General features: G+C 63.1%; 23 protein-coding genes and 1 tRNA gene. 16 read left to right on the plus strand and 8 right to left on the minus strand.

What is annotated here, in order from left to right; all coding sequences use genetic code 11:
• Nucleotides 1-10: 10 nt before the first annotated feature.
• The 7 genes from H040_RS09250 to H040_RS09280 all read left to right on the plus strand — a co-directional run bounded on the left by H040_RS09250 (nt 11) and on the right by H040_RS09280 (nt 6,458).
• Complete coding sequence (locus H040_RS09250; RefSeq protein ID WP_027916956.1) at nt 11-754, plus strand: LytR/AlgR family response regulator transcription factor; 744 nt, start codon at nt 11-13, stop codon at nt 752-754.
• Between the two features lie 187 nt (nt 755-941).
• Entirely contained in the window at nt 942-1,883 is a 942-nt protein-coding gene (hemC, locus tag H040_RS09255) for a hydroxymethylbilane synthase (protein WP_027916955.1), read from the plus strand.
• Nucleotides 1,880-2,662 (plus strand): uroporphyrinogen-III synthase, encoded by a 783-nt coding sequence (locus H040_RS09260; protein WP_027916954.1) that lies wholly within the window; start codon nt 1,880-1,882, stop codon nt 2,660-2,662. Before hemC ends, H040_RS09260 begins: the two co-directional genes overlap by 4 nt.
• A gap of 31 nt (nt 2,663-2,693) precedes the next feature.
• A complete protein-coding gene (locus tag H040_RS09265) occupies nt 2,694-3,794 on the plus strand; it encodes a uroporphyrinogen-III C-methyltransferase (protein ID WP_027916953.1) in 1,101 nt (366 codons plus the stop codon).
• Nucleotides 3,791-5,029: a heme biosynthesis HemY N-terminal domain-containing protein gene (locus H040_RS09270; protein WP_027916952.1), complete on the plus strand. Its 1,239-nt coding sequence runs from the start codon at nt 3,791-3,793 to the stop codon at nt 5,027-5,029. The genes H040_RS09265 and H040_RS09270 overlap by 4 nt, the downstream gene beginning before the upstream one ends.
• Nucleotides 5,030-5,248: 219 nt before the next feature.
• Nucleotides 5,249-5,755, plus strand: a complete 507-nt coding sequence (locus H040_RS09275; protein ID WP_027916951.1) for a disulfide bond formation protein B — start codon at nt 5,249-5,251, stop codon at nt 5,753-5,755.
• Nucleotides 5,756-5,987: 232 nt separating this feature from the next.
• The gene (locus H040_RS09280; protein ID WP_027916950.1) at nt 5,988-6,458 is read left to right on the plus strand and encodes an Rsd/AlgQ family anti-sigma factor; all 471 of its coding nucleotides are present in this window, start codon (nt 5,988-5,990) and stop codon (nt 6,456-6,458) included.
• Nucleotides 6,459-6,467: 9 nt separating this feature from the next.
• Here H040_RS09280 and H040_RS09285 read toward each other — a convergent pair whose 3' ends face one another.
• Nucleotides 6,468-7,127: an FKBP-type peptidyl-prolyl cis-trans isomerase gene (locus tag H040_RS09285; RefSeq protein ID WP_027916949.1), complete on the minus strand. Its 660-nt coding sequence runs from the start codon at nt 7,125-7,127 to the stop codon at nt 6,468-6,470.
• A 499-nt stretch (nt 7,128-7,626) separates the two neighbouring features.
• On the opposite strand from H040_RS09285, the gene H040_RS09290 reads away from it, so the two are divergent.
• The gene (locus tag H040_RS09290; protein WP_027916948.1) at nt 7,627-8,655 is read left to right on the plus strand and encodes an AlgP family protein; all 1,029 of its coding nucleotides are present in this window, start codon (nt 7,627-7,629) and stop codon (nt 8,653-8,655) included.
• Here the strand turns inward: H040_RS09290 and H040_RS09295 are convergent.
• Nucleotides 8,631-9,113: a TIGR02444 family protein gene (locus H040_RS09295; RefSeq protein ID WP_027916947.1), complete on the minus strand. Its 483-nt coding sequence runs from the start codon at nt 9,111-9,113 to the stop codon at nt 8,631-8,633. The two genes, H040_RS09290 and H040_RS09295, sit on opposite strands and share 25 nt — an antisense overlap.
• Before the next feature lie 50 nt (nt 9,114-9,163).
• Between H040_RS09295 and H040_RS09300 the strand changes: the two genes are divergently transcribed.
• On the plus strand, nt 9,164-11,074 hold the full coding sequence (locus H040_RS09300; RefSeq protein ID WP_027916946.1) for an ATP-binding cassette domain-containing protein: 1,911 nt from the start codon (nt 9,164-9,166) through the stop codon (nt 11,072-11,074).
• Between the two features lie 225 nt (nt 11,075-11,299).
• Entirely contained in the window at nt 11,300-11,932 is a 633-nt protein-coding gene (locus tag H040_RS09305) for a LysE family transporter (protein WP_027916945.1), read from the plus strand.
• Nucleotides 11,933-11,962: 30 nt separating this feature from the next.
• On the opposite strand, the gene H040_RS09310 is transcribed toward H040_RS09305, so the two are convergent.
• On the minus strand, nt 11,963-12,715 hold the full coding sequence (locus H040_RS09310; RefSeq protein ID WP_027916944.1) for a slipin family protein: 753 nt from the start codon (nt 12,713-12,715) through the stop codon (nt 11,963-11,965).
• Nucleotides 12,715-14,067 carry an NfeD family protein gene (locus tag H040_RS09315; protein WP_027916943.1) on the minus strand — a complete coding sequence of 451 codons (1,353 nt, stop codon included), beginning with the start codon at nt 14,065-14,067 and terminating at the stop codon, nt 12,715-12,717. Before H040_RS09315 ends, H040_RS09310 begins: the two co-directional genes overlap by 1 nt.
• Nucleotides 14,068-14,165: 98 nt before the next feature.
• On the opposite strand from H040_RS09315, the gene H040_RS09320 reads away from it, so the two are divergent.
• From H040_RS09320 to H040_RS09330, 3 genes are all read left to right on the plus strand, one after another.
• Complete coding sequence (locus H040_RS09320) at nt 14,166-14,624, plus strand: aminoacyl-tRNA deacylase (RefSeq protein ID WP_027916942.1); 459 nt, start codon at nt 14,166-14,168, stop codon at nt 14,622-14,624.
• Nucleotides 14,625-14,685: 61 nt separating this feature from the next.
• On the plus strand, nt 14,686-14,928 hold the full coding sequence (locus H040_RS09325) for a DUF2789 domain-containing protein (RefSeq protein ID WP_027916941.1): 243 nt from the start codon (nt 14,686-14,688) through the stop codon (nt 14,926-14,928).
• A gap of 69 nt (nt 14,929-14,997) precedes the next feature.
• On the plus strand, nt 14,998-15,636 hold the full coding sequence (locus tag H040_RS09330) for a hypothetical protein (protein WP_027916940.1): 639 nt from the start codon (nt 14,998-15,000) through the stop codon (nt 15,634-15,636).
• Nucleotides 15,637-15,643: 7 nt separating this feature from the next.
• Here H040_RS09330 and H040_RS09335 read toward each other — a convergent pair whose 3' ends face one another.
• The 4 genes from H040_RS09335 to H040_RS09350 form a co-directional block, all read right to left on the minus strand.
• On the minus strand, nt 15,644-16,081 hold the full coding sequence (locus H040_RS09335) for a CBS domain-containing protein (protein ID WP_027916939.1): 438 nt from the start codon (nt 16,079-16,081) through the stop codon (nt 15,644-15,646).
• 130 nt (nt 16,082-16,211) lie between these two features.
• A complete protein-coding gene (locus H040_RS09340; RefSeq protein ID WP_218185881.1) occupies nt 16,212-17,201 on the minus strand; it encodes an alpha/beta fold hydrolase in 990 nt (329 codons plus the stop codon).
• Nucleotides 17,202-17,322: 121 nt separating this feature from the next.
• Nucleotides 17,323-19,053: a dipeptidase gene (locus H040_RS09345; RefSeq protein WP_027916938.1), complete on the minus strand. Its 1,731-nt coding sequence runs from the start codon at nt 19,051-19,053 to the stop codon at nt 17,323-17,325.
• A 157-nt stretch (nt 19,054-19,210) separates the two neighbouring features.
• Nucleotides 19,211-19,287 (minus strand) — tRNA-Arg (locus H040_RS09350).
• 264 nt (nt 19,288-19,551) lie between these two features.
• On the opposite strand from H040_RS09350, the gene H040_RS09355 reads away from it, so the two are divergent.
• The 3 genes from H040_RS09355 (at nt 19,552) to H040_RS09365 (ending at nt 22,427) form a co-directional block, all read left to right on the plus strand.
• Nucleotides 19,552-20,301, plus strand: a complete 750-nt coding sequence (locus H040_RS09355; protein WP_027916937.1) for a GntR family transcriptional regulator — start codon at nt 19,552-19,554, stop codon at nt 20,299-20,301.
• Nucleotides 20,298-22,022, plus strand: a complete 1,725-nt coding sequence (locus H040_RS09360) for a fumarate reductase/succinate dehydrogenase flavoprotein subunit (RefSeq protein WP_027916936.1) — start codon at nt 20,298-20,300, stop codon at nt 22,020-22,022. Before H040_RS09355 ends, H040_RS09360 begins: the two co-directional genes overlap by 4 nt.
• A 159-nt stretch (nt 22,023-22,181) precedes the next feature.
• On the plus strand, nt 22,182-22,427 hold the full coding sequence (locus H040_RS09365) for a 4Fe-4S dicluster domain-containing protein (protein ID WP_008096634.1): 246 nt from the start codon (nt 22,182-22,184) through the stop codon (nt 22,425-22,427).
• The last annotated feature ends 37 nt before the right edge of the window (nt 22,428-22,464 follow it).

A 22,464-nucleotide genomic window follows, 5' to 3' on the forward strand; every position in this document is an offset into this window, starting at 1 on the left:
CAGAGCAATTATGAATGTCCTGATCGTTGATGATGAACCCCAAGCCCGTGAACGCCTCACACGGCTGCTCGCTGAACTGGAGGGGTACACCGTGCTGGAGCCCAGCGCCACCAACGGCGAGGAGGCCTTGGCACTGATCGAAAGCCTCAAGCCCGATGTGGTCCTGCTGGACATCGGCATGCCAGGCCTGGATGGCCTGCAGGTCGCCGCTCGCCTGTGCGAGCGCGAGGCGCCACCGTCGGTGGTGTTCTGTACCGGCGATGATGAATACGGCGCCGAGGCTTTCATGGACAGCACCCTCAGCCACGTGACCAAGCCGATTCAACCTCAGGCCTTGCGCGATGCCTTGCGCAAGGCCGAGAAGCCCAACCGTGCCCAGCTGGCGGCGCTGACCCGGCCGGGTAGTGAGGGCGGCGGCCCGCGCAGCCATATCAGTGCGCGCACGCGCAAAGGGATCGAGCTGATCCCATTGCCCCAGGTGATCTATTTCATCGCCGACCACAAGTACGTGACCTTGCGCCACGAAGCCGGGGAGGTGCTGCTCGACGAGCCGCTGAAGGCGCTGGAGGACGAATTCGGCGAGCGCTTCGTGCGTATCCATCGCAATGCGCTGGTTGCCCGTGAGCGCATCGAGCGCCTGCAACGCACGCCGCTGGGGCATTTCCAGCTGTTCCTCAAGGGCCTTGACGGTGATGCCCTGACTGTCAGCCGCCGGCATGTGGCGGGTGTGCGCAAGATGATGCAGACCCTTTGAGAAGGTTCGCGGAACCCTTGTAGGAGCAGCCTTGCGTCGCGAAAGGGCTGAGCAGCAGCCCCAGGATGGATGCTCCAACCCACAGACCCAGAGGCCGCTGTGCGGCCTTTTCGCGACGCAAGGCCGCTCCTACAGGCTCCGGTGATGCTGTTATCATCAGCGGCATTTCTCTGGATCGGGGCGTTTCATGTCCACTCGCGAAATCCGCATTGCCACCCGTAAAAGTGCCTTGGCCCTGTGGCAGGCCGAATACGTCAAAGCCCGCCTAGAGCAGGCCCACCCCGGTTTGCGGGTGACCTTGGTGCCCATGGTCAGCCGCGGTGACAAGCTACTCGATGCGCCGCTGGCGAAGATCGGCGGCAAGGGCCTGTTCGTGAAGGAACTGGAAACGGCACTGCTGGACAACGAAGCCGATATTGCCGTGCATTCGATGAAGGACGTGCCCATGGACTTTCCCGAGGGCCTGGGGCTGTACTGCATCTGCGAGCGCGAAGACCCGCGCGATGCCTTCGTCTCGAACAACTTCGCCAGCCTCGACGCCCTGCCGGCCGGCAGCATCGTTGGCACCTCCAGCCTGCGCCGTCAGGCCCAGCTGCTGGCACGCCGGCCTGACCTGAAAATCCATTTCCTGCGCGGCAACGTCAACACCCGCCTGGCCAAGCTCGATGCCGGCGAGTACGACGCCATCATCCTCGCCGCAGCGGGCCTGATCCGCCTGGGCTTCGAGGACCGTATCAGCGCTTCCATCAGTGTCGACGACAGCCTGCCTGCCGGTGGCCAGGGCGCAGTGGGCATCGAGTGCCGCAGCGCCGACAGCGAAATTCATGCACTGCTGGCGCCGCTGCACCATGCCGATACCGCCGACCGCGTGATCGCCGAGCGTGCCTTGAACAAGCGCCTCAACGGTGGCTGCCAGGTGCCGATCGCCTGTTACGCGGTGCTCGAAGGCGACCAGCTGTGGCTGCGTGGCCTGGTGGGCCAGCCAAGTGGCGGTACCTTGCTGGTGGCTGATGCCCGTGCGCCGCGCGAAGCCGCAGAGGCGTTGGGCGTGCAGGTGGCCGAAGACCTGCTGGGGCAGGGCGCCGAAGCGATTCTCAAGGAAGTGTACGGCGAGGCCGGGCATCCGTGAGCCCTTGGCGCCTGTTGCTGACCCGGCCTGAAGAGGACTGCGCGGCACTGGCGCAGCGCCTGGCCACTGCAGGTGTGGCCAGCAGTTGCCTGCCATTGCTGGCCATCGAGCCAGTCGCCTTGGCTGACGGGCAGCTTCAACAGCTGGCCGGGCTGGCGCAATGCCGGGCCATCATCGTAGTCAGCAAGCCGGCGGCCCGATTGCTGCTCGAGCAGTTGCGGCAGGCCGGCCTGCAGGCACCGTCAACAGGCTGGTTCACCGTGGGCGAGGCGACGGCGGCGGTGCTGCAGGGCGCGGGCCTTCAGGTGACATTCCCCACACAGGGTGACGACAGCGAGGCTTTGCTCGCGCTAGCGGCCCTGCGCCAGGCTGTTGCGGTGCCTCAGGCGCGTGTGCTGATCGTTCGCGGCGTTGGAGGTCGCGAACTGCTGGCCGAGCGTCTTGCAGAGCAAGGTGCTAGTGTCGAATATCTGGAACTGTATCGTCGCTGCCTGCCGGAGTACCCGGCGGGCACGCTGATGCGCCGCATAGAAGCGGAACGCCTCAATGGCCTGGTGGTCAGCAGTGGGCAGGGTCTTGAACATTTGCGGCAGATGGCCGCCGCCGACTGGCCGCGAGTGGCCAGCCTGCCGTTGTTCGTACCAAGCCCGCGGGTCGCTGAACAGGCCCGGGCCGCCGGGGCCCAGCAGGTTGTGGATTGCCGTGGCGCGAGTGCCACGGCCTTGCTGGCAGCCGTGCAGCGTAGTGCTGCACCTGCCTCTCAAGGCGCTTCGCAGTAGAGCGAGGTGCCCCCATGCAAAGGATGGATACGTGAGCGAAACTGTCTTGTCCAACAATGATCAGCCGTCGGCCCAGGAGCCGGCGCAACCCGTCACCGACAAGCCTGTAAAGCGCTCTGGCAGTGGTCTGGCCGTGCTGGCGCTATTGCTGGGTGCCGCCGGGGTCGCAGTAGGGGGGTGGGGTGTCTGGCAGGTGCGGCAGCTGCAAGACAGCGAGGTGAACCAGGGCCAGCACCTGGAAGCCCTCAACCAGCGCGCCGCTGCACTGCAGCAGCGCGAGCAGCAGATCAGTGCGCAACTGGCCAGCCTGCCGGCCGCCAGCGAGCTGGAAGACCGCCGCCGGCTGGTGACGCAGCTGCAAGGCGACCAGCAGCGTCTCAGCCAGCGGCTGGAAACCGTGCTCGGCGAGAGCCGCAAGGAGTGGCGCCTGGCCGAGGCAGAGCATCTGTTGCGCTTGGCCACCCTGCGTCTGTCGGCGCTGCAGGACATCACCAGCGCCAAGGCCTTGGTCGAAGGTGCTGATGAAATCCTTCGCGAGCAAAGCGACCCGGGCGCCTTTGCCGCCCGCGAGCAGCTTGCGCGCAGCCTGGCCGTGCTGAACAGCACCCAGCAGCCTGACCGCACCGGTCTGTTCCTCAAGCTCGCCGCCCAGCGTGATCTGGTGCAGCAGCTCAGCGCCCAGTCGCCCGAGTTCGCCAGCAACGCCGATGCGCTAGGCGCGTTGACCGCCGATGGCGATGGGGCCAGTCGCCTGTCGCAGTGGTGGGCAGAAATCTCCAAGTACTTCCAGATCGACTTCAATGCCGACGACAATGTGCGGCCGTTGCTGGCAGGCCAGCAGCTGAACCAGCTGCGTCTGGCCCTGAGCCTGACCATCGAGCAGGCACAGTGGGCTGCGCTCAATGGCGAGGCCAAGGTCTACAGCCAGGCCCTGGATGATGCGCGCAGTGTGCTGCTGGCCAACTTCAATGCCGACAACCCGCAAAGCAAGGCGATGCTCGACAGCCTCAACGCATTGGCTGAGCAGCCTGTCTCGGTAGTAACCCCGGATCTGAGCGAAAGCTTGGCGGCGGTACAGGCGTACATCCAGCGCCGTCATCTGCCAACCGAGGCTGAAGGGGGCAAACCATGAAGCGTGTCTACCTGCTGGCCGTACTGGCGATCGTGATTGCCGCAGCGCTGGGCGTTGCGGTAGCCAAACACAGTGGTTATGTACTGATTGCCTATGGTGGTTTCCGCTACCAGTCCGGGTTGTGGGCGGCGCTCGCGGCGCTGGCTGGCGTGGTCGTGCTGCTGTTGCTGCTGCGTTACCTGGTCGGGCTGGTGCTGACCTCAAGTGGCGTGGTCAACCCATGGTCGCGGCGTAACCGCAGCCGGCGTGTGCGGATCGCCATCGAACAGGGTCAGCTGGACCTGGCCGAGGGCCGCTGGGCCAGTGCCCAGCGCCACCTGCATCGTGCTGCCGAGGCCGAGCGCCAGCCCCTGCTGTATTACCTCGGTGCTGCCCGCGCTGCCAATGAGCTGGGGCGCAAGGAAGACAGCGACAATCTGCTGGAGCGTGCCTTGGAGCGTCAGCCTCAGGCCGAGCTGGCCATTGCCCTGACCCATGCGCAATTGCAGATGGACCGCGGTGAGCGCGATGCAGCGCTGGAGACACTGTTGGCCATGCAGGAGCGCCATCCCCATAACACCCAGGTGCTGCGCCTGCTGCAGCGCCTGCACCTGGAACGTGGTGACTGGTCGGCGCTGATTCGCCTGCTGCCGGACCTGCGCAAGGGCAAGGTGTTGCCGGCCGACGAGCTGGCCGCGCTGGAAAAGCGTGCCTGGGGCCAGAACCTTGGCCTGGCGACCACTCGTGGCGAGGATCCGCAAAGTGCCCGTCAGGCGCTTGAACGCGCCTGGCAGCAGCTGACCGCGGCCCAGCGCCAGGAGCCGCAACTGGTGCTGGCCTATGCCGAACAGTTGCGCCAGGTGGGTGCTCAGGGCGAAGCCGAGCAGGTGCTGCGCACTGCGCTCAAGCGTGAGTACGAAAGCCACCTGGCTCGCCTGTATGGCTTGGTACGCGGTGATGACCCGGTGCGTCAGCTGCAAACCGCCGAAGGCTGGCTTAAAGCCCACCCAGATGACCCGAGTCTGTTGCTCACACTCGGCCGCCTGAGCCTGCAGAACCGCCTGTGGGGCAAAGCGCGCGACTATCTCGAAAGCAGCCTGCGCATGGAGCGTAACCCGGAAGCCTGTGCAGAGCTTGCGCGCTTGCTCGCCAGCCTGGGCGAAACCGAACGCAGCAATCAGCTGTTCCAGGAAGGCCTGGGTCTGCTCGATGAGCGTCTTCTGGCACTGCCGTTGCCAGAAGCTGTTCGCGCTTGAACGCCCCATGAGCCCGCGCAGGTGCGCGGGCTCATGGGGTCGGTAACTTATTCATCGTCAAAAGTTTGTTCTGCAGCCTCTTCTTAAGAAATTTCCTACAGCTCGCATGGAAACTTTCCTTGCGATACAGCGACTTGTCATTCCAGTAGCGCCTTGAAACAACCCCGGCGTTTCCTCTACCGTTCCAGCCACTTCAACTTTCCCGGGACCGTCCTGCCCATGTCGATGGCCAGTCTGCGCACGTTTTTCATTCCGGCATGCCTTGCCTCGCTGGCGGTGCTGGGCGTGTCTTTCTATCTCGAAAGTGTCCTTGGGCTTGTGCCTTGCCCGCTGTGTTTCAGCCAGCGGGTACTGCTGGGTTTGTATGCATTGGTGTGCCTGTGTGCGGCGATGCATGCACCGGGTATTGCCGGGGCTCGGCGATACGCGCGAACAGCGCTGGTGTGCGGCGCCAGCGGTGCGTTGCTGGCGGCACGGCATGTGTGGCTGCAGGGTGCGATCGATGCGAGCCACATGTGCTCGTTGCCATTCGGGCGCATGTTAGAGCTGCCTTGGCGCGAAGTCGCGCGGCAGCTGTTGTTCGGCGGCCCTGATTGCAGCTCGCTGACCTGGAGTTTTCTCGACCTGACCTTGCCGGAGTGGAGCTTGCTGGCGTTTCTGCTACTGGCGGCGCTGCCCTTGAGCTGCCTGCTGGCGTATCGTTTCCGCTCGCTTGGCAATCCTTGACCTGGCGCATGTCGGCGGCCGATAGCGCGACCAATGGTGGTGCATCGGGGTATTAAACACTTGTATGAACTTTGTCTGCTGCGTACCTTGATGCTAAGCACGCGCGGGAATAATCTCCCAGCACGCATACTGAAAACACAACTGCTCGATGCCGTCCTGCTGATGTCACCTTTGTGCTGCACGGTCGTGGTGCGAGGTGCAGCGGCATCTACCCAGAAGGGAAGAGATCGCCATGCTCGATAGTTGTCAGAACGCCCAGGAACGCTGGGGCGGGGTTCACAAGCTGATCGACCGCTGGCTCGAGGAGCGAGAGGAGCTGGTCCAGGCTTTCCGCACCTTGCGCGACGTCAAGCCAGCCTTTGCCGACAAGCACAAGAACCGCGACTTCTGCGCGGTGCTGGTCGATTATGTGTCAGCCTGGCACTTTGAAGTCAGTGAGCAGCTGGTTACCGAGGCCAAGGCATTCGGGGATCAGAAGGCGCTGAAGCTGGCCGAAGAAATCAACCCGCGGATCAACGACATTACCCAGATCGCATTGGCCTTCAACGACCACTGCGAGAAGGGCGAATGCAAGGACATCGAGCGCTTCGCCGAGAAGCTGGGCAAGTTGGGCAGCCTGTTGCATGAACGCTTCGAGCTCGAAGACTGCCTGATCGAGGTGCTGCACAACGCGCACAAGGAAGAGGGCGCGGTAGAAGCCTGAAGGTCGGCGTCAGTCGCCGACCGCCAGTAACTCGATTTCGAACACCAGCGGCGTGTAGGGCGCGATCAGATCACCTGCGCCCTCGGCACCGTAGGCCTGTGCAGAGGGAATCACCAGGCGCCAGGTCGAACCCGCTTTCATGTGTGGCAACGCCACCTGCCAGCCTTCGATCACCGAGTCCAGGCTGAACCACTGCGGTTGCGCATTCTGGTCGAACACCGTGCCATCCGGCAGCCTGCCGACATAGCGCACCTGCACCTTGCCGCCGGCTTTGGGTTGCGCGCCATTACCCCCTTTCAGCTCACTGTACAGCACGCCTTGCGGCAGCTCGTGCACTCCGGCACGGGCACGCTCGTTGGCCATGAAGCGGGTTTCCACGGCCTGCAGCTTGGCGACTTCGGCTTGCTCGGCGGCGCTGTTGGCCTGTTCTTCGTGTTGTTGGAGAATGGCTTCCATTCGGGCTTTGTCGAGCTTCAATGGCTGGCCCTGATAGGACTGGCGCAGGCCTTCGACCAGCGCATCCAGTTGCAGGCCAGGCACTTCCTGGCGCAGACGCTCACCCAGGCTGGCGCCTAGGCTATAGGCTAGGTCGTGATCATTGGCAGGAGCGGTATCGGCCAAGGCAAATGGCGCCATCAGGTACAAGCCGAGAACAAGTTTACGAGACATGGTGAGGTACTGTTCCAGATGTGTGTGGAGGCTCGGTGTTTGCCGTGGTTGATTCGTTGTTGTCGAGATCCAGCGCCGCCCGCGCGGCGCATCGCAGATAAATCTGCTCCTGCATTTATTGCAACGTGCCTAACCTGTAACGCCATGGTCGCCTGCCTTGGTGTATGACTTGATCCCTACAAACAAGGCTGACAACCATGGCCTCACTGGCAGGGTCACGTTGCAATAAATGTAGGAGCAGATTTATCTGCAATGCGCCGCGCGGGCTGCGCTCGATCTACGCCTCGACAAACGACTCAAGCCATGCACTGCATAAAACACGGTCTACCAGGTAAAAACCTGCAACGTTTTGTTAAGCAACTACACTTGCTCGGAGCTGCAAGATAACAACTTTGCCCAGGCATGCAACGCGGCGCCACCAATACTGTCAACATGCCCTAGCGGCGGTAGCAGCAGAAGCATAGTATGAGCCGCAATCTCGTCAGCCAGGAGGTAAACCATGTCGGCTAAAAAGAAGCCAGTAAATACGCCGTTACACCTGCTCCAGCAACTTTCGGGCAGCCTGCTCGAACACTTGGAAGAAGCCTGCTCGCAAGCGCTGGCTGATGCGGAGAAATTGCTGGCCAAGTTGGAAAAGCAGCGCGGCAAAGCGCAGGAAAAACTGCACAATGGTCGCCTGAAGTTGCAGGACGCGGCCAAGGCAGGTAAAGCCAAGGCCCAGAACAAGGCGCAAAAGGTTATTGGTGAACTTGAAGAATTGCTCGACTCGCTCAAGGAGCGCCAGACCCAGACGCGTACTTACATTCAGCAACTCAAGCGTGATGCCCAGGAAAGCCTGAAACTGGCTCAAGGGGTCGGCAAGGTGCGTGAGGCCGCCGGCAAGGCACTCGACCAGCGTGCAGTGGCTGCCAAGACCGTGAAACCGGCTGCTGCCAAGGCACCAGCCCGCAGCGCCGCCAAGCCTGCCGCCGCCAAGGCCCCGGCCAAGCCGGCCGCGACCAAAGCGCCGGCCCGAGCTGCCGCCGCCAAGCCCGCTGCGAAACCCGCTGCTGCCAAGCCCGCAGCGGCAAAAGCCCCAGCCCGCGCCGCCGCTGCCAAACCTGCCGCCAAGCCAGCCGCGAAACCCGCTGCTGCCAAGGCTCCCGCCAAACCAGCAGCTGCCAAGCCTGCAGCAACCAAAGCCCCGGCCAGAAGCGCTGCCGCCAAGCCAGCGGCCAAAACTGTCGCCGCTAAGCCCGCAGCTGCCAAGCCTGCCGCCAAACCGGCCGCAGCCAAGGCTCCAGCCAAGCCAGCGGCAGCCAAACCAGCCGCCAAGCCTGCTGCTGCCAAAGCGCCGGCCAAACCTGCCGCAGCCAAGCCAGCAGCAAGAACTGCAGCGAAGGCCCCAGCAAAACCGGTCGCAGCCAAACCTGCCGAAGCGAAACCGGCTACTTCAGCCGCCAGTGCGCCAGCGACCAATTCGGCTGCTCCCGCCACGTCCTCGGCACCCGCCAGCACCCCAGCTCAGACGCCGTCTTCGGCCTCCTGAAGCGCTGCGGCCGCGACGCGCAAGATCACCAGCGCGTCGTGGCCGCGGGCCGGCTCCGGCGTCAGCCGGTCCAGCCAATCGTCCGTGGGCTCACTCGAGCCTGTGGGCCATTGTTGCGCACAGGTTTGCAGCCGTTGCAGCAACGCCTTCTCCGCTTGCAACTCCAGCCCCTTCACTTGCTCTCGCAACGCCGCCAGGTGTGGATCTTGCTGCGCGGGCGTGCGCCATTGACGGCGTAGGCTGCGTAATGGCGCAACCACATCGTGCTGCCACGGCCCGGCAATCGCTCGCAGAGCCTGGGCGCGTTCTTCACTGAAGGTCACCGCATGCGCCTGCAGCCAGGTGGCGCACAGCAGCAAGCAGACGTCGCCCCCCAGCGCCTGAATATCCAGGCAGGCTGTTTCGACTCCCGGGCGGGCATACAGCGCCAAGGCGTGATTCCACAGGTCGGTGTACATGATTCCACTCACGCTGCGGGCCGAGGAAGCTGGTAGACTCCGCGACCACTATGATCAGACTATCCAACCTCACTTTACAGCGTGGTCCGCAGCGCTTGCTAGAAGGCGCCGAGATGACCCTGCACGCCGGCCACAAGGCCGGCCTGATTGGTGCCAACGGCGCCGGAAAATCCAGCCTGTTCGCCTTGCTGCGCGGTGAGCTGTCGCCCGATGCCGGCGATTGCCAGCTGCCCGGCGACTGGCGCATTGCCCATATGCGTCAGGAAGTCGATACCCTCGACCGCCTGGCCGTGGACTATGTACTCGACGGCGACGCCCGCCTGCGCAAGGTCCAGGCCGAACTGGCCGTGGCCGAGCAGGCCCACGACGGCACTGCCCTTGCGCGCCTGCACAGTGAGCTGGAAGTCGCCGACGGCTATACCGCCGATGCCCGCGCGCGCAAGCTGCTGGCTGGCCTGGGTTTCACCAATGAGCAGATGGACCGCCGCGTAGGTGACTTCTCCGGTGGCTGGCGGATGCGCCTGAACCTGGCCCAGGCCCTGATGTGCCCGTCCGACCTGCTCTTGCTCGACGAGCCGACCAACCACCTCGACCTCGATGCGATCCTGTGGCTGGAAGACTGGCTCAAGGGTTACCCGGGCACGCTGTTGCTGATTTCCCACGACCGCGATTTCCTCGATGCCGTGGTCGACCATGTGCTGCACGTCGAGCAGCGCAAGCTCAACCTGTACAAGGGAGGCTACACCGCCTTCGAGCGCACCCGTGCCGAGCGCCTGGCGCAACAGCAGCAAGCCTACGAGAAGCAGCAGGCGCAGCGCGCGCACATGGAAAAGTACATCGCCCGCTTCAAGGCCCAGGCCACCAAGGCCCGCCAGGCGCAGAGCCGGATCAAGGCTTTGGAACGCATGGAGGAGTTGTCGGCGGCGCACGTCGATTCGCCGTTCGACTTCGTCTTCCGTGAGTCGCAGAAAATCTCCAGCCCGCTGCTGAGCCTGTCCGAAGGCCGCCTGGGGTATGGCGACAAGGCGATCCTCGACAAGGTCAAGTTGCAGCTGGTCCCGGGTGCGCGCATCGGCCTGCTCGGCCCCAACGGCGCCGGCAAGTCGACCCTGATCAAGAACCTCGCCGGTGAGCTCGAGCCGCTGTCGGGCCGCCTGGTGCGTGGCGAGAACCTCGCCGTCGGCTACTTCGCCCAGCATCAGCTCGACTCGCTGGACGACAAGGCCAGCCCGCTCCTGCACCTGCAGCGCATCGCACCGGCCGAGCGCGAACAGACCTTGCGCGACTTCCTTGGCGGTTTCGACTTCCATGGCGACCGCGTCGATGAGCCGGTGGTGAACTTCTCCGGTGGCGAAAAGGCCCGCCTGGCTCTGGCGCTGATCGCCTGGGAACGGCCGAACCTGCTGCTGCTCGACGAACCGACCAACCACCTCGACCTGGAAATGCGCCTGGCGCTGACCATGGCCCTGCAGGAGTTTGCCGGTGCCGTGGTGGTGGTTTCCCACGACCGTCACCTGCTCAAGAGCACCACCGACGACTTCCTGCTGGTGGCCGATGGCAAGGTCGAGACCTTCGATGGCGACCTCGACGACTACAGCCGCTGGCTGGTCGAGTATCGCCAGCGCAGTGCCCCGGCCAGCAACGCCCCGGCCAATCCGGACAAGACCGACAAGAAGGCCCAGCGTCAGGCTGCCGCCGCCCTGCGACAGCAGTTGGCACCGCACAAGAAAGCGGCCGACAAGCTGGAGAGCGAGCTCAACCAGGTGCATGCGCAGTTGGCCGAGATCGAGACTGCGCTGGGCGATGGTGGTGTTTACGAAGCGGCGCGCAAGGATGAATTGCGCGATCTGTTGGCTCGGCAGACCAAGCTCAAGCAGCGCGAAGGCGAGCTTGAGGAAGCCTGGATGGAAGCTCTGGAAACCCTGGAGAGCATGCAGGCCGAACTTGAGGCTTTGTCCTGATCGTTTGATGTTGCCTGTACCGGCCTCATCGCGGGCTTGCCCGCTCCCACAGGGATGCCACACGGCGTGAGGGCGGTGATGTTCCTGTGGGCGCGGCGGTGCGGCGGTCCGACTTGCCCGCGAAGAGGCCACTACAGGCAGTAGAAATCCCACAGAATTTGCTGGTTATTTTTTCGCCAACCCCTTAGCTTAACGTTTTGCAACAATTGTTGAGCGAGGTGTGTGATGTCGATGGAAGTGTGGTTGGGCTTCTTTGCCGCGTGCTGGGTAATCAGCCTGTCGCCGGGTGCCGGGGCAATTGCCTCGATGTCCAGCGGGCTACAGTACGGTTTCTGGCGGGGTTACTGGAATGCCCTGGGCCTGCAACTGGGCCTGATCGTGCAGATCGCCATCATTGCTGCAGGTGTCGGCGCCATCCTGGCCGCTTCTGCCACCGCCTTCCAGGTCATCAAGTGGTTCGGTGTCGCCTATCTGGTCTACCTGGCCTACAAACAATGGCGCGCCTTGCCGATGGACATGGCCGACGAGTCCGGCGTACGCCCGATCGGCAAGCCGCTGAGCCTGGTGTTCCGCGGCTTCCTGGTCAACGTCAGCAACCCCAAGGCGCTGGTGTTCATGCTCGCCGTGCTGCCGCAGTTCCTCAACCCACACGCGCCGCTGCTGGCGCAGTACATCGCGATCACCGTGACCATGATCAGCGTCGACATGCTGGTGATGGCCGGTTACACCGGGTTGGCTTCGCGGGTGTTGCGCCTGCTGCGCACGCCCAAGCAGCAGAAGCGCCTGAACCGTACCTTTGCCGGGTTGTTCATCGGCGCGGCGACCTTCCTCGCCACCTTGCGCCGCGCACCCATCTGATCGAGCCCCGGGGCTGCCATGCAGCCCCGGTCATTTCTGCTTGTCCACCAGCCCCTTGAGCAAGTCGATCGGCAACGGAAAGACGATGGTCGAGCTCCTGTCCCCGGCAATCGCCCCCAACGTCTGCATGTAACGCAACTGCATGGCCCCTGGCTCCTTGCTGAGCATCTGCGCGGCCTGCATCAACTTTTCCGACGCCTGCAATTCACCCTCGGCATGGATCACCTTGGCCCGCCGCTCGCGTTCGGCTTCTGCCTGGCGGGCGATGGCGCGGACCATCGATTCGTTGAGGTCGACATGCTTGATCTCGACGTTGGCGACCTTGATGCCCCAGGCGTCGGTCTGGGCGTCCAGTACCTGGCGGATATCCGAATTCAGCTGCTCGCGCTCGGCCAGCAGCTCGTCCAGTTCATGCTTGCCCAATACCGCACGCAAGGTGGTCTGGGCCAGCTGGCTGGTGGCGACGAGAAAGTCCTCGACCTGGATGATCGCTTTTTGCGGATCGAGTACGCGGAAATACAACACCGCATTGACCTTCACCGACACGTTGTCGCGCGTGATCACATCCTGTGGCGGCACATCCAGCACTACGGTGCGCAGGTCGACCCGCACCATCTGCTGGATCACCGGAATCAGCAGGATCAGCCCCGGGCCTTTGACCTGCCAGAAGCGCCCCAGCTGAAACACCACGCCACGCTCGTACTCGCGCAGGATGCGCAATGCCGACAGCAACAGCATCGCCAGCACGATCAGCACCGCACCGAAACCCACTTGCATGAACATCATCTGTCTCCTTGCGCCGCGGGGGCGGCGGCGCTTACTTCCAGCATCACACCTTGGCGTGCCGTGACCCGGACTTTCTGCCCGGCCTGCAGCGGCGTCGTGCACTGGACTTGCCATTGTTCGCCCTGAGCCTGTACCGAACCACAGAACGGGTTGTCCGCCAGCACCTGGGTGACCGTCACCAGGCTGCCGACCAGGCCGGCGTCACCGCTGACCGGCGCCCGCCGTCGCGCCTTGATGGCCATGCCCAGCACGCCGCCGATCAGTAGTGCCGAGAGCACTGCGAGCGTGCCGATCAGCACCAGGGGGATACCGAAGCCCGGTGCGTCGGTGTCGATCAGGATCACCGCGCCAACCACGAAGGCCACGATGCCGCCGAAACCGACCACGCCGAAGCTGGGCAGGAACGCCTCGGCGATCATGAAGGCAATGCCAAGCAGGATCAGCGCCACGCCGGCAACGCTCACCGGTAGCAGCTGCAGCGCGTAAAGCCCCAGCAATAGGCAGATGCCACCCACCACGCCGCCCAGCGCCGAGCCGGGGTTCATGAACTCGAACAGCAGGCCGTACACCCCCATCATGATCAGGATCAGCGCCACGCTGGGGTTGGTGATGACGGCCAGCAAGCGCGTGCGCCAGTCCGGCAGGTGCTCGATCAGGGCAGCATCGCGTGTTTGCAGCAGCAGCGGTTGACCGGCGGCGATCAAGGTCTTGCCATCGAGCTGGCGCATCAGGTCGGGCAGGTCGTTGGCGACCTGGTCGATCACTTTCAGGCGCAGCGCTTCACTGGCTGGCAAGCTGACCGCCTCACGCACCGCTCGTTCTGCCCAGTCGGCATTGCGCCCGCGCAGTTGGGCCAGGCCTCGGATATAAGCGGTGGCGTCGTTGACCTGTTTGCGGGCCAGGGTCTGTTCTTCGTCACTCGGCTTGGCCTTGTCGTCCTTTGATGTACCGGGCAGGCCACCGATCTGGACGGGCGTGGCGGCGCCGAGGTTGGTCCCCGGGGCCATCGCGGCAACGTGGCTGGCATACAGGATGTAGGTGCCGGCGCTGGCGGCACGGGCGCCGCTTGGGGCGACGAAACTGACGACCGGCACCGGGCTGGCGAGGATCGCCTTGATCATCTGGCGCATGGCACTGTCCAACCCGCCGGGGGTGTCCAGGCGCAGTACCACCAACTGGGCTCCCTGGGCCTTGGCCTGTTCGAGGTTGCGCAGCAGGTAGTCGGCGCTGGCCGGGCCGATGGCGTCATCCATGCCCAGCACCCAGATGCTGCCGGGCGCTGCCTGGCCGGCCTGGGCAAGGCCAAGCAGCAGCAACAACAGCAAGCCGCGGCAACATCGAGTGATCACCTGTCGTCACCTCGTTGGCCTCTCTACTTGAAGTTTAGCCATGCCTGCCAACCCAAGGCCTAAAATTGGAGGTTGGGGGGCGAAACCGGAGGTGCATCATGCGTATGGCCAAGACTTTGCAGCAGCGCCTGGACCAGGCCAACTGCGATTACGACATCATTCCCCACCCACACTCGGCCACCAGCCTGGAGTCGGCGCGCACGGCCGGGGTACCCGCAGAGCGGGTCGCCAAGTCGGTCATGCTGGACGACCGCCATGGCAACTACATCATGGCCGTCTTGCCGGCCAACCGGCACATGGACATGAGCAAGGTGCGCATGTCCGGCGCCTGGCAACTGACCCGCGAAAGCGCCTTGCCGATGCTGTTCGGCGATTGCGAGCGGGGCGCCATCCCGGCAATGGGTGACGCCTATCAGATCAAGATGCTGCTCGATTCGAGCCTTACCCGCCAGGGCGATGTCTACCTGGAGGCGGGTGACCACGATCACCTGATCCACATGAGCATGGAGCAGTACCTCAAACTGGTACCGCAAGCTGAAGTACGCGAGCTGTGCTGATGTTTTCAAGCCAATGCCGGGCCGGCGTCGTGGACGGCCAGCCCGGCACACAGGAGGAACCATGGACGCACCGATCCATCCATTCGCCGAGCTGTTCAAGCAACTGGGCCTGCCCGACGATGCGCAGAGCATCGACCAGTTCATCACCAGCCATTCGCCGTTGAAGAACGAGATAAAGCTGGTGGATGCACCGTTCTGGACCGATTCCCAGCGCGCCTTCCTGCAGGAAAGCATCATTGAAGATGCCGATTGGGCGGAGCCTTTCGATCAGCTCAACGAAGCGTTGCGCCGCCCCAGAAAATAAAGTGCCGAGCGGCACCTGACGAGTGATTGGCCGTTGCTATGCTCAGGAAAAACAAGAGGGGTTAGCGTGATGAAAGATCCCTACGCACCAGGCTTCTGGTGCTCCGTGACGATCCTGGGCACCCTGACGGCCAGCTACTTCTACGGCATCCGCCAAACCCAGCAGATGAACCAGGCGATCCAGTTCCTCTACGCTGCTGCCGCGGTTACAGCCGCAGTTGCGTTGGTGGCACTGACCTGGATTGCCTGGCAGCAATTGCACCTGAACAAGCGTGAAGTGGTGCAGGGGCGAACGTTGCTGACCATCTGGAACACCAAGGTTGCCTTACGTCGCGTCGAAACGGTGTTCGATCGCTACTTCTGGGGTAGCTACTGGCATTCCGGGCGCACCTTCGAAGAGGTGATGGGCGAGCTCAAAGGCACCCCGCTGGAACAGAGCCTTGATGCGCTGAAACGCCAGTGCCGGGCACTCGACCGTGAAATCCACGACCATCATCATCACTGGCTGGCCAATGCCCGTGACCTCTCCAGCGTGGCCACGGCCATGGCCCGCGAGCGTTATCAGCTGGACTTGTGCGAGCCGTCGAGCAACGGCCATGGCAACACCGCCGTGCTCAACCGTGACCTGGAGGTACTGGTGTACACCTGGTCGGCGCGCCTGCGCAGCTTCGACCATCAGCTGGACGAGCTGGAGCGCGCCTACCACTGAGGCGCCCTCATTCGCCGCGGATGTACTGCTCCAGCTGCTTGATGAGGTTGGCCTGCTCGGCGATGGTTTCCTTGACCAGGTCACCGATCGACAACAGGCCGAGCAGTTGGCCGTCCTCGACCACAGGAAGGTGGCGAAGATGACGGTCGGTCATCTGTTGCATGCAGTAATCCAGGCTTTTCTTGGGCCCCACCGTGATCACCGGCGCGCTCATGATCTCGCGCACCGGCGTGGCGGCCGAGGAGCGGCCTTTGAGCACCAGCTTGCGTGCATAGTCCCGTTCACTGACGATCCCCACTACCTGGTTGTTTTCTACCACAGGCAGTGCACCGACGTTTTTCTCCGCCAGCAGTTTCAGGGCGTCGAGTACCGAGTCATCCGGGCCGATGGTGTACACGGTCTGGTGCTGGGACTTGGTCTTGAGGATTTGTTCGACGGTCTTCATACGGGCCTCTGCGGGTGGAAAAGACGAACGCTTGGAGTAAATAAAGCATCCGGCACGCCGGCCTGCACGGCAATGCAGGAAACGGCATCGAGTCGATTGAAAAACGTCATGGCTGCCCCAGCTCCACGCTTCAATCCGCTATACCTGGCGTTGAAACCAGACGCCCCTGCTGTTCAAGGCCTTGCATGAACCCGACGACATGCTTGGCCAGCATGACGGGCTGTTCCTCCACTGCGAAATGGCCCGCGTCTATCAGGTGAATCTGGGCGGTGGGCAAGTCTTGCTGATAGGCCAGTGCGCCTTCGCTGATGAACGCCGGGTCGTTCTGCCCCCAGACCACCAGTGTCGGCGGTTGCCGTTTGCGCAGAAACGCTTGCCACTGCGGATAGGCTTCGATGCTCTTCCAATAGTCCTGAAAGAGTTGAACTTGAACTTGCTGTCGCGAAGCGTCGGCCAATGCCAGCAGGTCGTGGGTCCAGGCATCCGGGCTCATGCGTTCCGGGTGCGCGGCCACATCCCGCAGATATTGCTGGTTCCTGACGCCTTCAGCCGTTGTCAGGCCATGCAGGCGCAAGAGGTTGGCGCTCGAACGGTCTCGGTGGGCTTGTTCGAAAAATGCCAGGCGTGACGGTGTCAGGCCTTGCAAGTAGGCGTTGGCATTCTGCACCACTAGTGCTTGCAGGCGCTCTGGTTGCAGCTGCATCAGGCGAAAGCCAACCGGCGCGCCGAAGTCCTGGATATAAAGGCTGTATCGCTGTAGACCGAGCTGCTCGGTGAATGCGGCGATGTGTTCAGCCAGGCGGTCGAAGGTGACGGGCGTTTGCCCGGAAGCGGGCAGGGCGCTGTAGCCGGAGCCCAGATAGTCGGGCGCTATGATGTGATAGTGGCCGGAGAGCAGGGGTATCAGCTCGCGGTAGGTATGCGATGAGGAAGGAAACCCATGCAGCAACAGCAGCGTGGGTCTGTTTGTGTCGCCAGCTTCGCGATAGAAGGTACGTTGCCCCTCTACTTCGATGTAGCGGTAATAGGTTTTATGTGGCCAAGCAGCAATCGGTTCGCTGGCGTTGGCCATGGCCATGAAGGCCAGGGAAAGCAGCAAGCAGATAATCGGGCGGTGCATGTTAGGGCCTCGGTAACGTAGGGCTGGAAAACACATCTTCCAGCCCCGTTCTTGGCCATACAGGCTGCCAACATCTATCCCGGCGGTGGGATTCTTCCGGAAATGATGTTGGCCTTGATGCTCAGAGCTTCGGCATCTGCCCGATGCGCGCCACCATCTCGCTCACGATCTGCAGGTCGAGCATGAACTGTTCCACGGTCTTGAACTCGTTGTCGTTGTGCCCGGTGTACTTCACATCCGGCATGGCCAGGCCGAACTGCACACCGTTGGGCAGGTCATGCACCGAGGTGGCGCCGGCCGAGGTGCCGAAATCGTGCTTCATGCCCAGGTTCTCGCTGGCCACATCGAGCAGGGCCTTAACCCATTCGCCTTCAGGGTTGCGGAACATCGGCTCGTCGAGGCTGTAGTCGAAGGCCACCGAGGTGTGGCTCTGGCGTGTCCATTTGCCAAGCTTGTCGGCCAACTGGTCCTTGAGGGTGGCCAGCGGCTTGCCTTTGGGAATGCGCAGGTTCACGGCCAGCTTCAGGCCCTTTTTATCCACGCCGACGAAAGTCAGCGAGGTGGTCAGCGGGCCCATGAACGTGTCTTCGAAGCCGATGCCGAGTTTCTTGCCCAGGTAGTCCAGGCCCCAGTTGTCGGCGGCGTAGCGGGCGGCATCGGTGAAGTGGTTGTGCTTGAGCGGCACCTGCTGGCCCAGGCCATTGAGGAAGTCGAGCATGCGCGCCACCGGGTTCACGCCGGACTCTGGCTCCGAGGAGTGGGCAGAGACACCGGTCACGGTGAGCAGCACGTTCTTGCCATCGGCCTTGGCGTCGATGCTGAAGTCGCCGCCATTGCGCTTCACATAGTCGGCACCCGCATTGTTCAGGCGTTTTGCCAGTTCTTCCGGGTTGTCGCCAACCAAGGTCGCCACCGAGGTGGTGGGAATCTGGTTGGTCGCCAAGCCGCCGGTCAGGTTGACGATTTCCGCACCCTGGCCCGTGGCCGGGCGCTTGCTGAAGCTGGCCATGACCGTGCCGTAGCCCTTCTCGGCGATCACCACCGGGTAGCCGCCATCCAGCGCCAGGTTGTAGTCGGGGGTGGGGTTGCGCTCGAAGTAGTAGGGGATGGCGTCGCCGCTGGTTTCTTCGGTGGTGTCGATCAGCAGCTTGAACTGCCGGGCCAGCGGCAGGTTCTCGTCCTTGGCGACTTTCAGCGCATACAGCGCGACGATGATGCCGTTTTTGTCATCCTCGGTGCCGCGGCCGTACATGCGGTCGCCGACCAGCGTCACGTTGAATGGGTCGAGGCGGGTGCCGTCGGCCAGCTTCCAGTTGTCCGGGTTGACCGGCACCACGTCGGCATGGGCGTGGATACCGACCACTTCCTTGCCTTCGCCGAGCGAGATCTCGTAGACGCGGTTATCGACGTTGCGGAAGGCCAGGCCGAAGCTCTGCGCCAGGGCCTTGATCTTGTCGGCGATCTTCAGGAACGCGGGGTTTTCGTGCTGGGGTACGCCGTCGACGCTGAAGGTGGGAATGGCCACCAGTTCACGCAGGTTTTCCGTGGCCGCCTTGGCGTATTTGATGCGGGTGTAGAGCCCGAGCAGGCGGTTGATTTCGTTCTGTTGCTCGGCTGCCAGCGGCGTGCCGGCCAGGTAGGCGTCGAGGGTGGCAGCGAGGTTGTCGGCCTTGGCCAGTTCGCTGCCCTTGAGTTTGCCGAGGAATTGCTTGAAGTCTGCCGGGTTGCTGCCGTCGAAGGCTTTGACGATGGCGGCGGACTGTTGCTGGGTGAGGTTGGCTTGGGCCGGTTGGGCGAACAGGCCGATGCTGGCCAGCAGCAGGGCGGTGGAGGTGAGCTTTTTCAGGTGCATGGGCACGCATTCCTTCGCGAATCATTGTTATGGGTTACCCGTCGGGAACGGGAAGGGGCCCACGCTAACACCAATGACCCATGGCACGGGAGTGCCAGAAACGCGACATGTCGCACAAATGAAAAAGCCCCGGGAATGATCCCAGGGCTTTCGAAGATGGCGCACTCGGCGGGATTCGAACCCACGACCCCTGCCTTCGGAGGGCAGTACTCTATCCAGCTGAGCTACGAGTGCAACGCGAACGCATGATACCCATCTGATTCGGCGGCGTCCATCGCCTTGATCTATGGCAGTTTTTCCTGATTGGCCCCTCGCGGCTAAAGCCGCTCCCACAGGTTGTGCGCTGTTTGTAGGCGCGGCTTTAACCGCGAAGGGCCGGTATCGGCCACCTAAATCCATCTATCCATATGCGATATCAGTATTTCCCTCTAGGTTCTTATGCCCCCTATGCTCTGGTCACAACTTGTTATAACAAGTCATCGATCAGCGAAGAGACCCATGGCCGAACTGCTTCCCCTGTCCCCGGTACCGCTTTACACCCAGCTCAAGGAACTGCTGCGCGAGCGCATCCTCGACGGTACTTATCCACCCCATAGCCGCATGCCCTCGGAAAGCGAGCTGGGCAAGGCTTTCGATGTCAGCCGCATTACCGTGCGCCAGGCGCTGGGCGACCTGCAAAAGGAAGGGCTGATCTTCAAGATCCACGGCAAAGGCACCTTCGTCGCCAAGCCCAAGGCGTTCCAGAACGTCAGCACCCTGCAAGGCCTGGGCGAGTCGATGACGCAGATGGGTTACGAAGTGATCAACCGCCTGCGCAGCTTCCGCCACGTGCCGGCCAATGCTCTGGTGGCGGCGCGGCTGCAAGTCGCGGAGGGTAGCCTGGTCACCGAGATCCGTCGTGTGCGGTTGATCAACCGCGAGCCGGTGTCGCTCGAGCTGACCTGGCTGCCCAAGGCCGTCGGCGAGAAGCTGGAAAAGGCCGACCTGGTCACCCGCGACATCTTCCTGCTGCTGGAAAACGACTGTGGCATCGCCCTGGGTCACGCCGACCTGGCCATCGACGCAGTGCTGGCCGACAGCGACCTGACCCAGGCGCTGGAGGTGGAGGAGGGTGCGCCAATCATGCGCATCGAGCGCCTGACCCACACCGCCGACGGTGCGCCGCTGGACTTCGAACACCTCTATTACCGCGGCGATGCCTTCCAGTACCGCCTGCGCATCGACCGCCAGAAGGGGAGCAAGGCATGAGCATCGAGACCCAGGATTACGACATCATCGTCATCGGCGGCGGCACCGCCGGGCCGATGGCGGCGATCAAGGCCAAGGAGCACGACAAGCAACTGCGCGTGCTGCTGCTGGACAAGGCCAACGTCAAACGCAGCGGTGCCATCAGCATGGGCATGGACGGCCTGAACAACGCCATCATCCCCGGCCATGCCACGCCCGAGCAGTACACCAAGGAAATCACCGTGGCCAACGACGGCATCGTCAACCAGGCCGCCGTGCATGCCTATGCCACCCACAGTTTCGAGACCATCGAGCAGCTCGACCGCTGGGGCGTCAAGTTCGAGAAAGACGAGACCGGCGACTACGCGGTGAAGAAGGTCCACCACATGGGCGCCTACGTGCTGCCCATGCCCGAGGGCCACGACATCAAGAAGGTGCTCTATCGCCAGCTCAAGCGCGCCCGGGTCGAAATCAGCAACCGCATGGTTTGCACTCGCGTGCTGCTCGATGCCCAAGGCGCCGCTGCCGGTGTGCTGGGCTTCGACTGCCGCACTGGCGAGTTTCGCGTGGTCCGGGCCAAGGCGGTGATCCTCGCCTGCGGTGCCGCCGGGCGCCTGGGCCTGCCGTCGTCGGGCTACCTGATGGGCACCTACGAGAACCCGACCAATGCCGGCGATGGCTATGCCATGGCCTACCACGCCGGCGCCGAGCTGGCCAACCTCGAGTGCTTCCAGATCAACCCGCTGATCAAGGACTACAACGGCCCGGCCTGCGCCTACGTTACCGGCCCGCTGGGTGGCTACACCGCCAACAGCAAGGGCGAGCGGTTCATCGAGTGCGATTACTGGAGCGGGCAGATGATGTGGGAGTTCCACCAGGAGCTCGAAGGCGGCAACGGCCCGGTGTTCCTCAAGCTCGACCACCTGGCCGAGGAAACCATCCAGAACATCGAAGAGATCCTGCACAGCAACGAGCGCCCCAGCCGTGGCCAGTTCCATGCCGGGCGTGGCATCGACTACCGCCAGCACATGGTCGAGATGCATATCTCCGAGATCGGCTTCTGCTCGGGGCATTCGGCCTCGGGGGTGTGGGTCAACGAGAAGGCCGAGACCAGCGTCAAGGGCCTGTATGCCGCCGGTGACATGGCTGCCGTACCACACAACTACATGCTCGGCGCTTTCACCTACGGCTGGTTTGCCGGTGTGAATGCCGCGCAGTACGTGGCCGGGCGGGAGCTGGCCGAAGTTGATGCCGGGCAGGTCGAGCGCGAACGCGCGCGGGTGTTCGCCCCACTTCAGCGCGAGCATGGCCTGCCGCCAGCGCAGGTCGAATACAAGCTGCGCCGCATGGTGAACGATTACCTGCAGCCGCCGAAGGTGACCAAGAAGATGGAAATCGGCCTGGCTCGCTTTGCCGAGATCGAGCGTGATCTGGAGCAGATGAAAGCCAGCAACCCACATGAGTTGATGCGCGCCATGGAAGTGTCGGTGATCCGCGACTGTGCCGAAATGGCGGCGCGGGCCTCGTTGTTCCGTGAAGAGAGCCGCTGGGGCCTGTACCACCACAGGGTCGACTTCCCCGAGCGCAACGATGGCGAATGGTTTTGCCACTGCCACCTGAAAAAAGGCGAAAACGGTGAAATGACCAGTTTCAAGAAAGCCGTCGAGCCGTACCTGATCGCGTTGGATGCCGAAGAGCAGACTGCCTATGACCGGTTGAGAGTCAAAGCCAATGCCGCCTGAGCGACACCTCACCTTGTGGGAGCGGGTTCACCCGCGAACACCGGCGAAGCCGGTGCCATCCACCGTGTTGGATTCTTCGCGGGTAAACCCGCTCCCATGGGGAAATGTGCAAGCCTCTAGATGAAAGGGTGCCCATGAAGGCCCCAAGGACCCCGTGAAATGGCCTACCAGCCCCAGGAAATCTTCTTTCGCAGCAGCGCTCCGGTAACCATCGATGAAGACAAGTGCATTGCCGAAAAAGGCTGCACCGTCTGTGTCGAGGTCTGCCCCATGGACCTGTTGGCGATCAACCCGGCCACGCAAAAGGCTTACATGGCCTTCGACGAGTGCTGGTACTGCATGCCCTGCGAAAAAGACTGCCCCACCGGTGCGGTCAAGGTCGACATCCCTTACCTGCTGCGCTGACTCATCCCCGCCATCCGGCGAACCACCGGACGCGCCC

The sequence above is a fragment of the Pseudomonas sp. URMO17WK12:I7 genome (genome assembly GCF_003269045.1).
In the GTDB taxonomy this organism is placed as follows: domain Bacteria; phylum Pseudomonadota; class Gammaproteobacteria; order Pseudomonadales; family Pseudomonadaceae; genus Aquipseudomonas; species Aquipseudomonas putida_J.

Coding starts and splice junctions, on each gene's coding strand:
- H040_RS09320 (WP_027916942.1), top strand. CDS start 14,166: ATGCGTATGGCCAAGACTTTGCAGCAGCGCCTGGACCAGGCCAACTGC.
- H040_RS09355 (WP_027916937.1), top strand. CDS start 19,552: ATGGCCGAACTGCTTCCCCTGTCCCCGGTACCGCTTTACACCCAGCTC.
- H040_RS09295 (WP_027916947.1), bottom strand. CDS start 9,113: ATGTACACCGACCTGTGGAATCACGCCTTGGCGCTGTATGCCCGCCCG.
- H040_RS09285 (WP_027916949.1), bottom strand. CDS start 7,127: ATGTCTCGTAAACTTGTTCTCGGCTTGTACCTGATGGCGCCATTTGCC.
- H040_RS09365 (WP_008096634.1), top strand. CDS start 22,182: ATGGCCTACCAGCCCCAGGAAATCTTCTTTCGCAGCAGCGCTCCGGTA.
- H040_RS09275 (WP_027916951.1), top strand. CDS start 5,249: ATGTCGATGGCCAGTCTGCGCACGTTTTTCATTCCGGCATGCCTTGCC.
- H040_RS09250 (WP_027916956.1), top strand. CDS start 11: ATGAATGTCCTGATCGTTGATGATGAACCCCAAGCCCGTGAACGCCTC.
- hemC (WP_027916955.1), top strand. CDS start 942: ATGTCCACTCGCGAAATCCGCATTGCCACCCGTAAAAGTGCCTTGGCC.
- H040_RS09345 (WP_027916938.1), bottom strand. CDS start 19,053: ATGCACCTGAAAAAGCTCACCTCCACCGCCCTGCTGCTGGCCAGCATC.
- H040_RS09335 (WP_027916939.1), bottom strand. CDS start 16,081: ATGAAGACCGTCGAACAAATCCTCAAGACCAAGTCCCAGCACCAGACC.
- H040_RS09340 (WP_218185881.1), bottom strand. CDS start 17,201: ATGCACCGCCCGATTATCTGCTTGCTGCTTTCCCTGGCCTTCATGGCC.
- H040_RS09305 (WP_027916945.1), top strand. CDS start 11,300: ATGTCGATGGAAGTGTGGTTGGGCTTCTTTGCCGCGTGCTGGGTAATC.
- H040_RS09270 (WP_027916952.1), top strand. CDS start 3,791: ATGAAGCGTGTCTACCTGCTGGCCGTACTGGCGATCGTGATTGCCGCA.
- H040_RS09280 (WP_027916950.1), top strand. CDS start 5,988: ATGCTCGATAGTTGTCAGAACGCCCAGGAACGCTGGGGCGGGGTTCAC.
- H040_RS09310 (WP_027916944.1), bottom strand. CDS start 12,715: ATGTTCATGCAAGTGGGTTTCGGTGCGGTGCTGATCGTGCTGGCGATG.
- H040_RS09290 (WP_027916948.1), top strand. CDS start 7,627: ATGTCGGCTAAAAAGAAGCCAGTAAATACGCCGTTACACCTGCTCCAG.
- H040_RS09330 (WP_027916940.1), top strand. CDS start 14,998: ATGAAAGATCCCTACGCACCAGGCTTCTGGTGCTCCGTGACGATCCTG.
- H040_RS09360 (WP_027916936.1), top strand. CDS start 20,298: ATGAGCATCGAGACCCAGGATTACGACATCATCGTCATCGGCGGCGGC.
- H040_RS09325 (WP_027916941.1), top strand. CDS start 14,686: ATGGACGCACCGATCCATCCATTCGCCGAGCTGTTCAAGCAACTGGGC.
- H040_RS09300 (WP_027916946.1), top strand. CDS start 9,164: ATGATCAGACTATCCAACCTCACTTTACAGCGTGGTCCGCAGCGCTTG.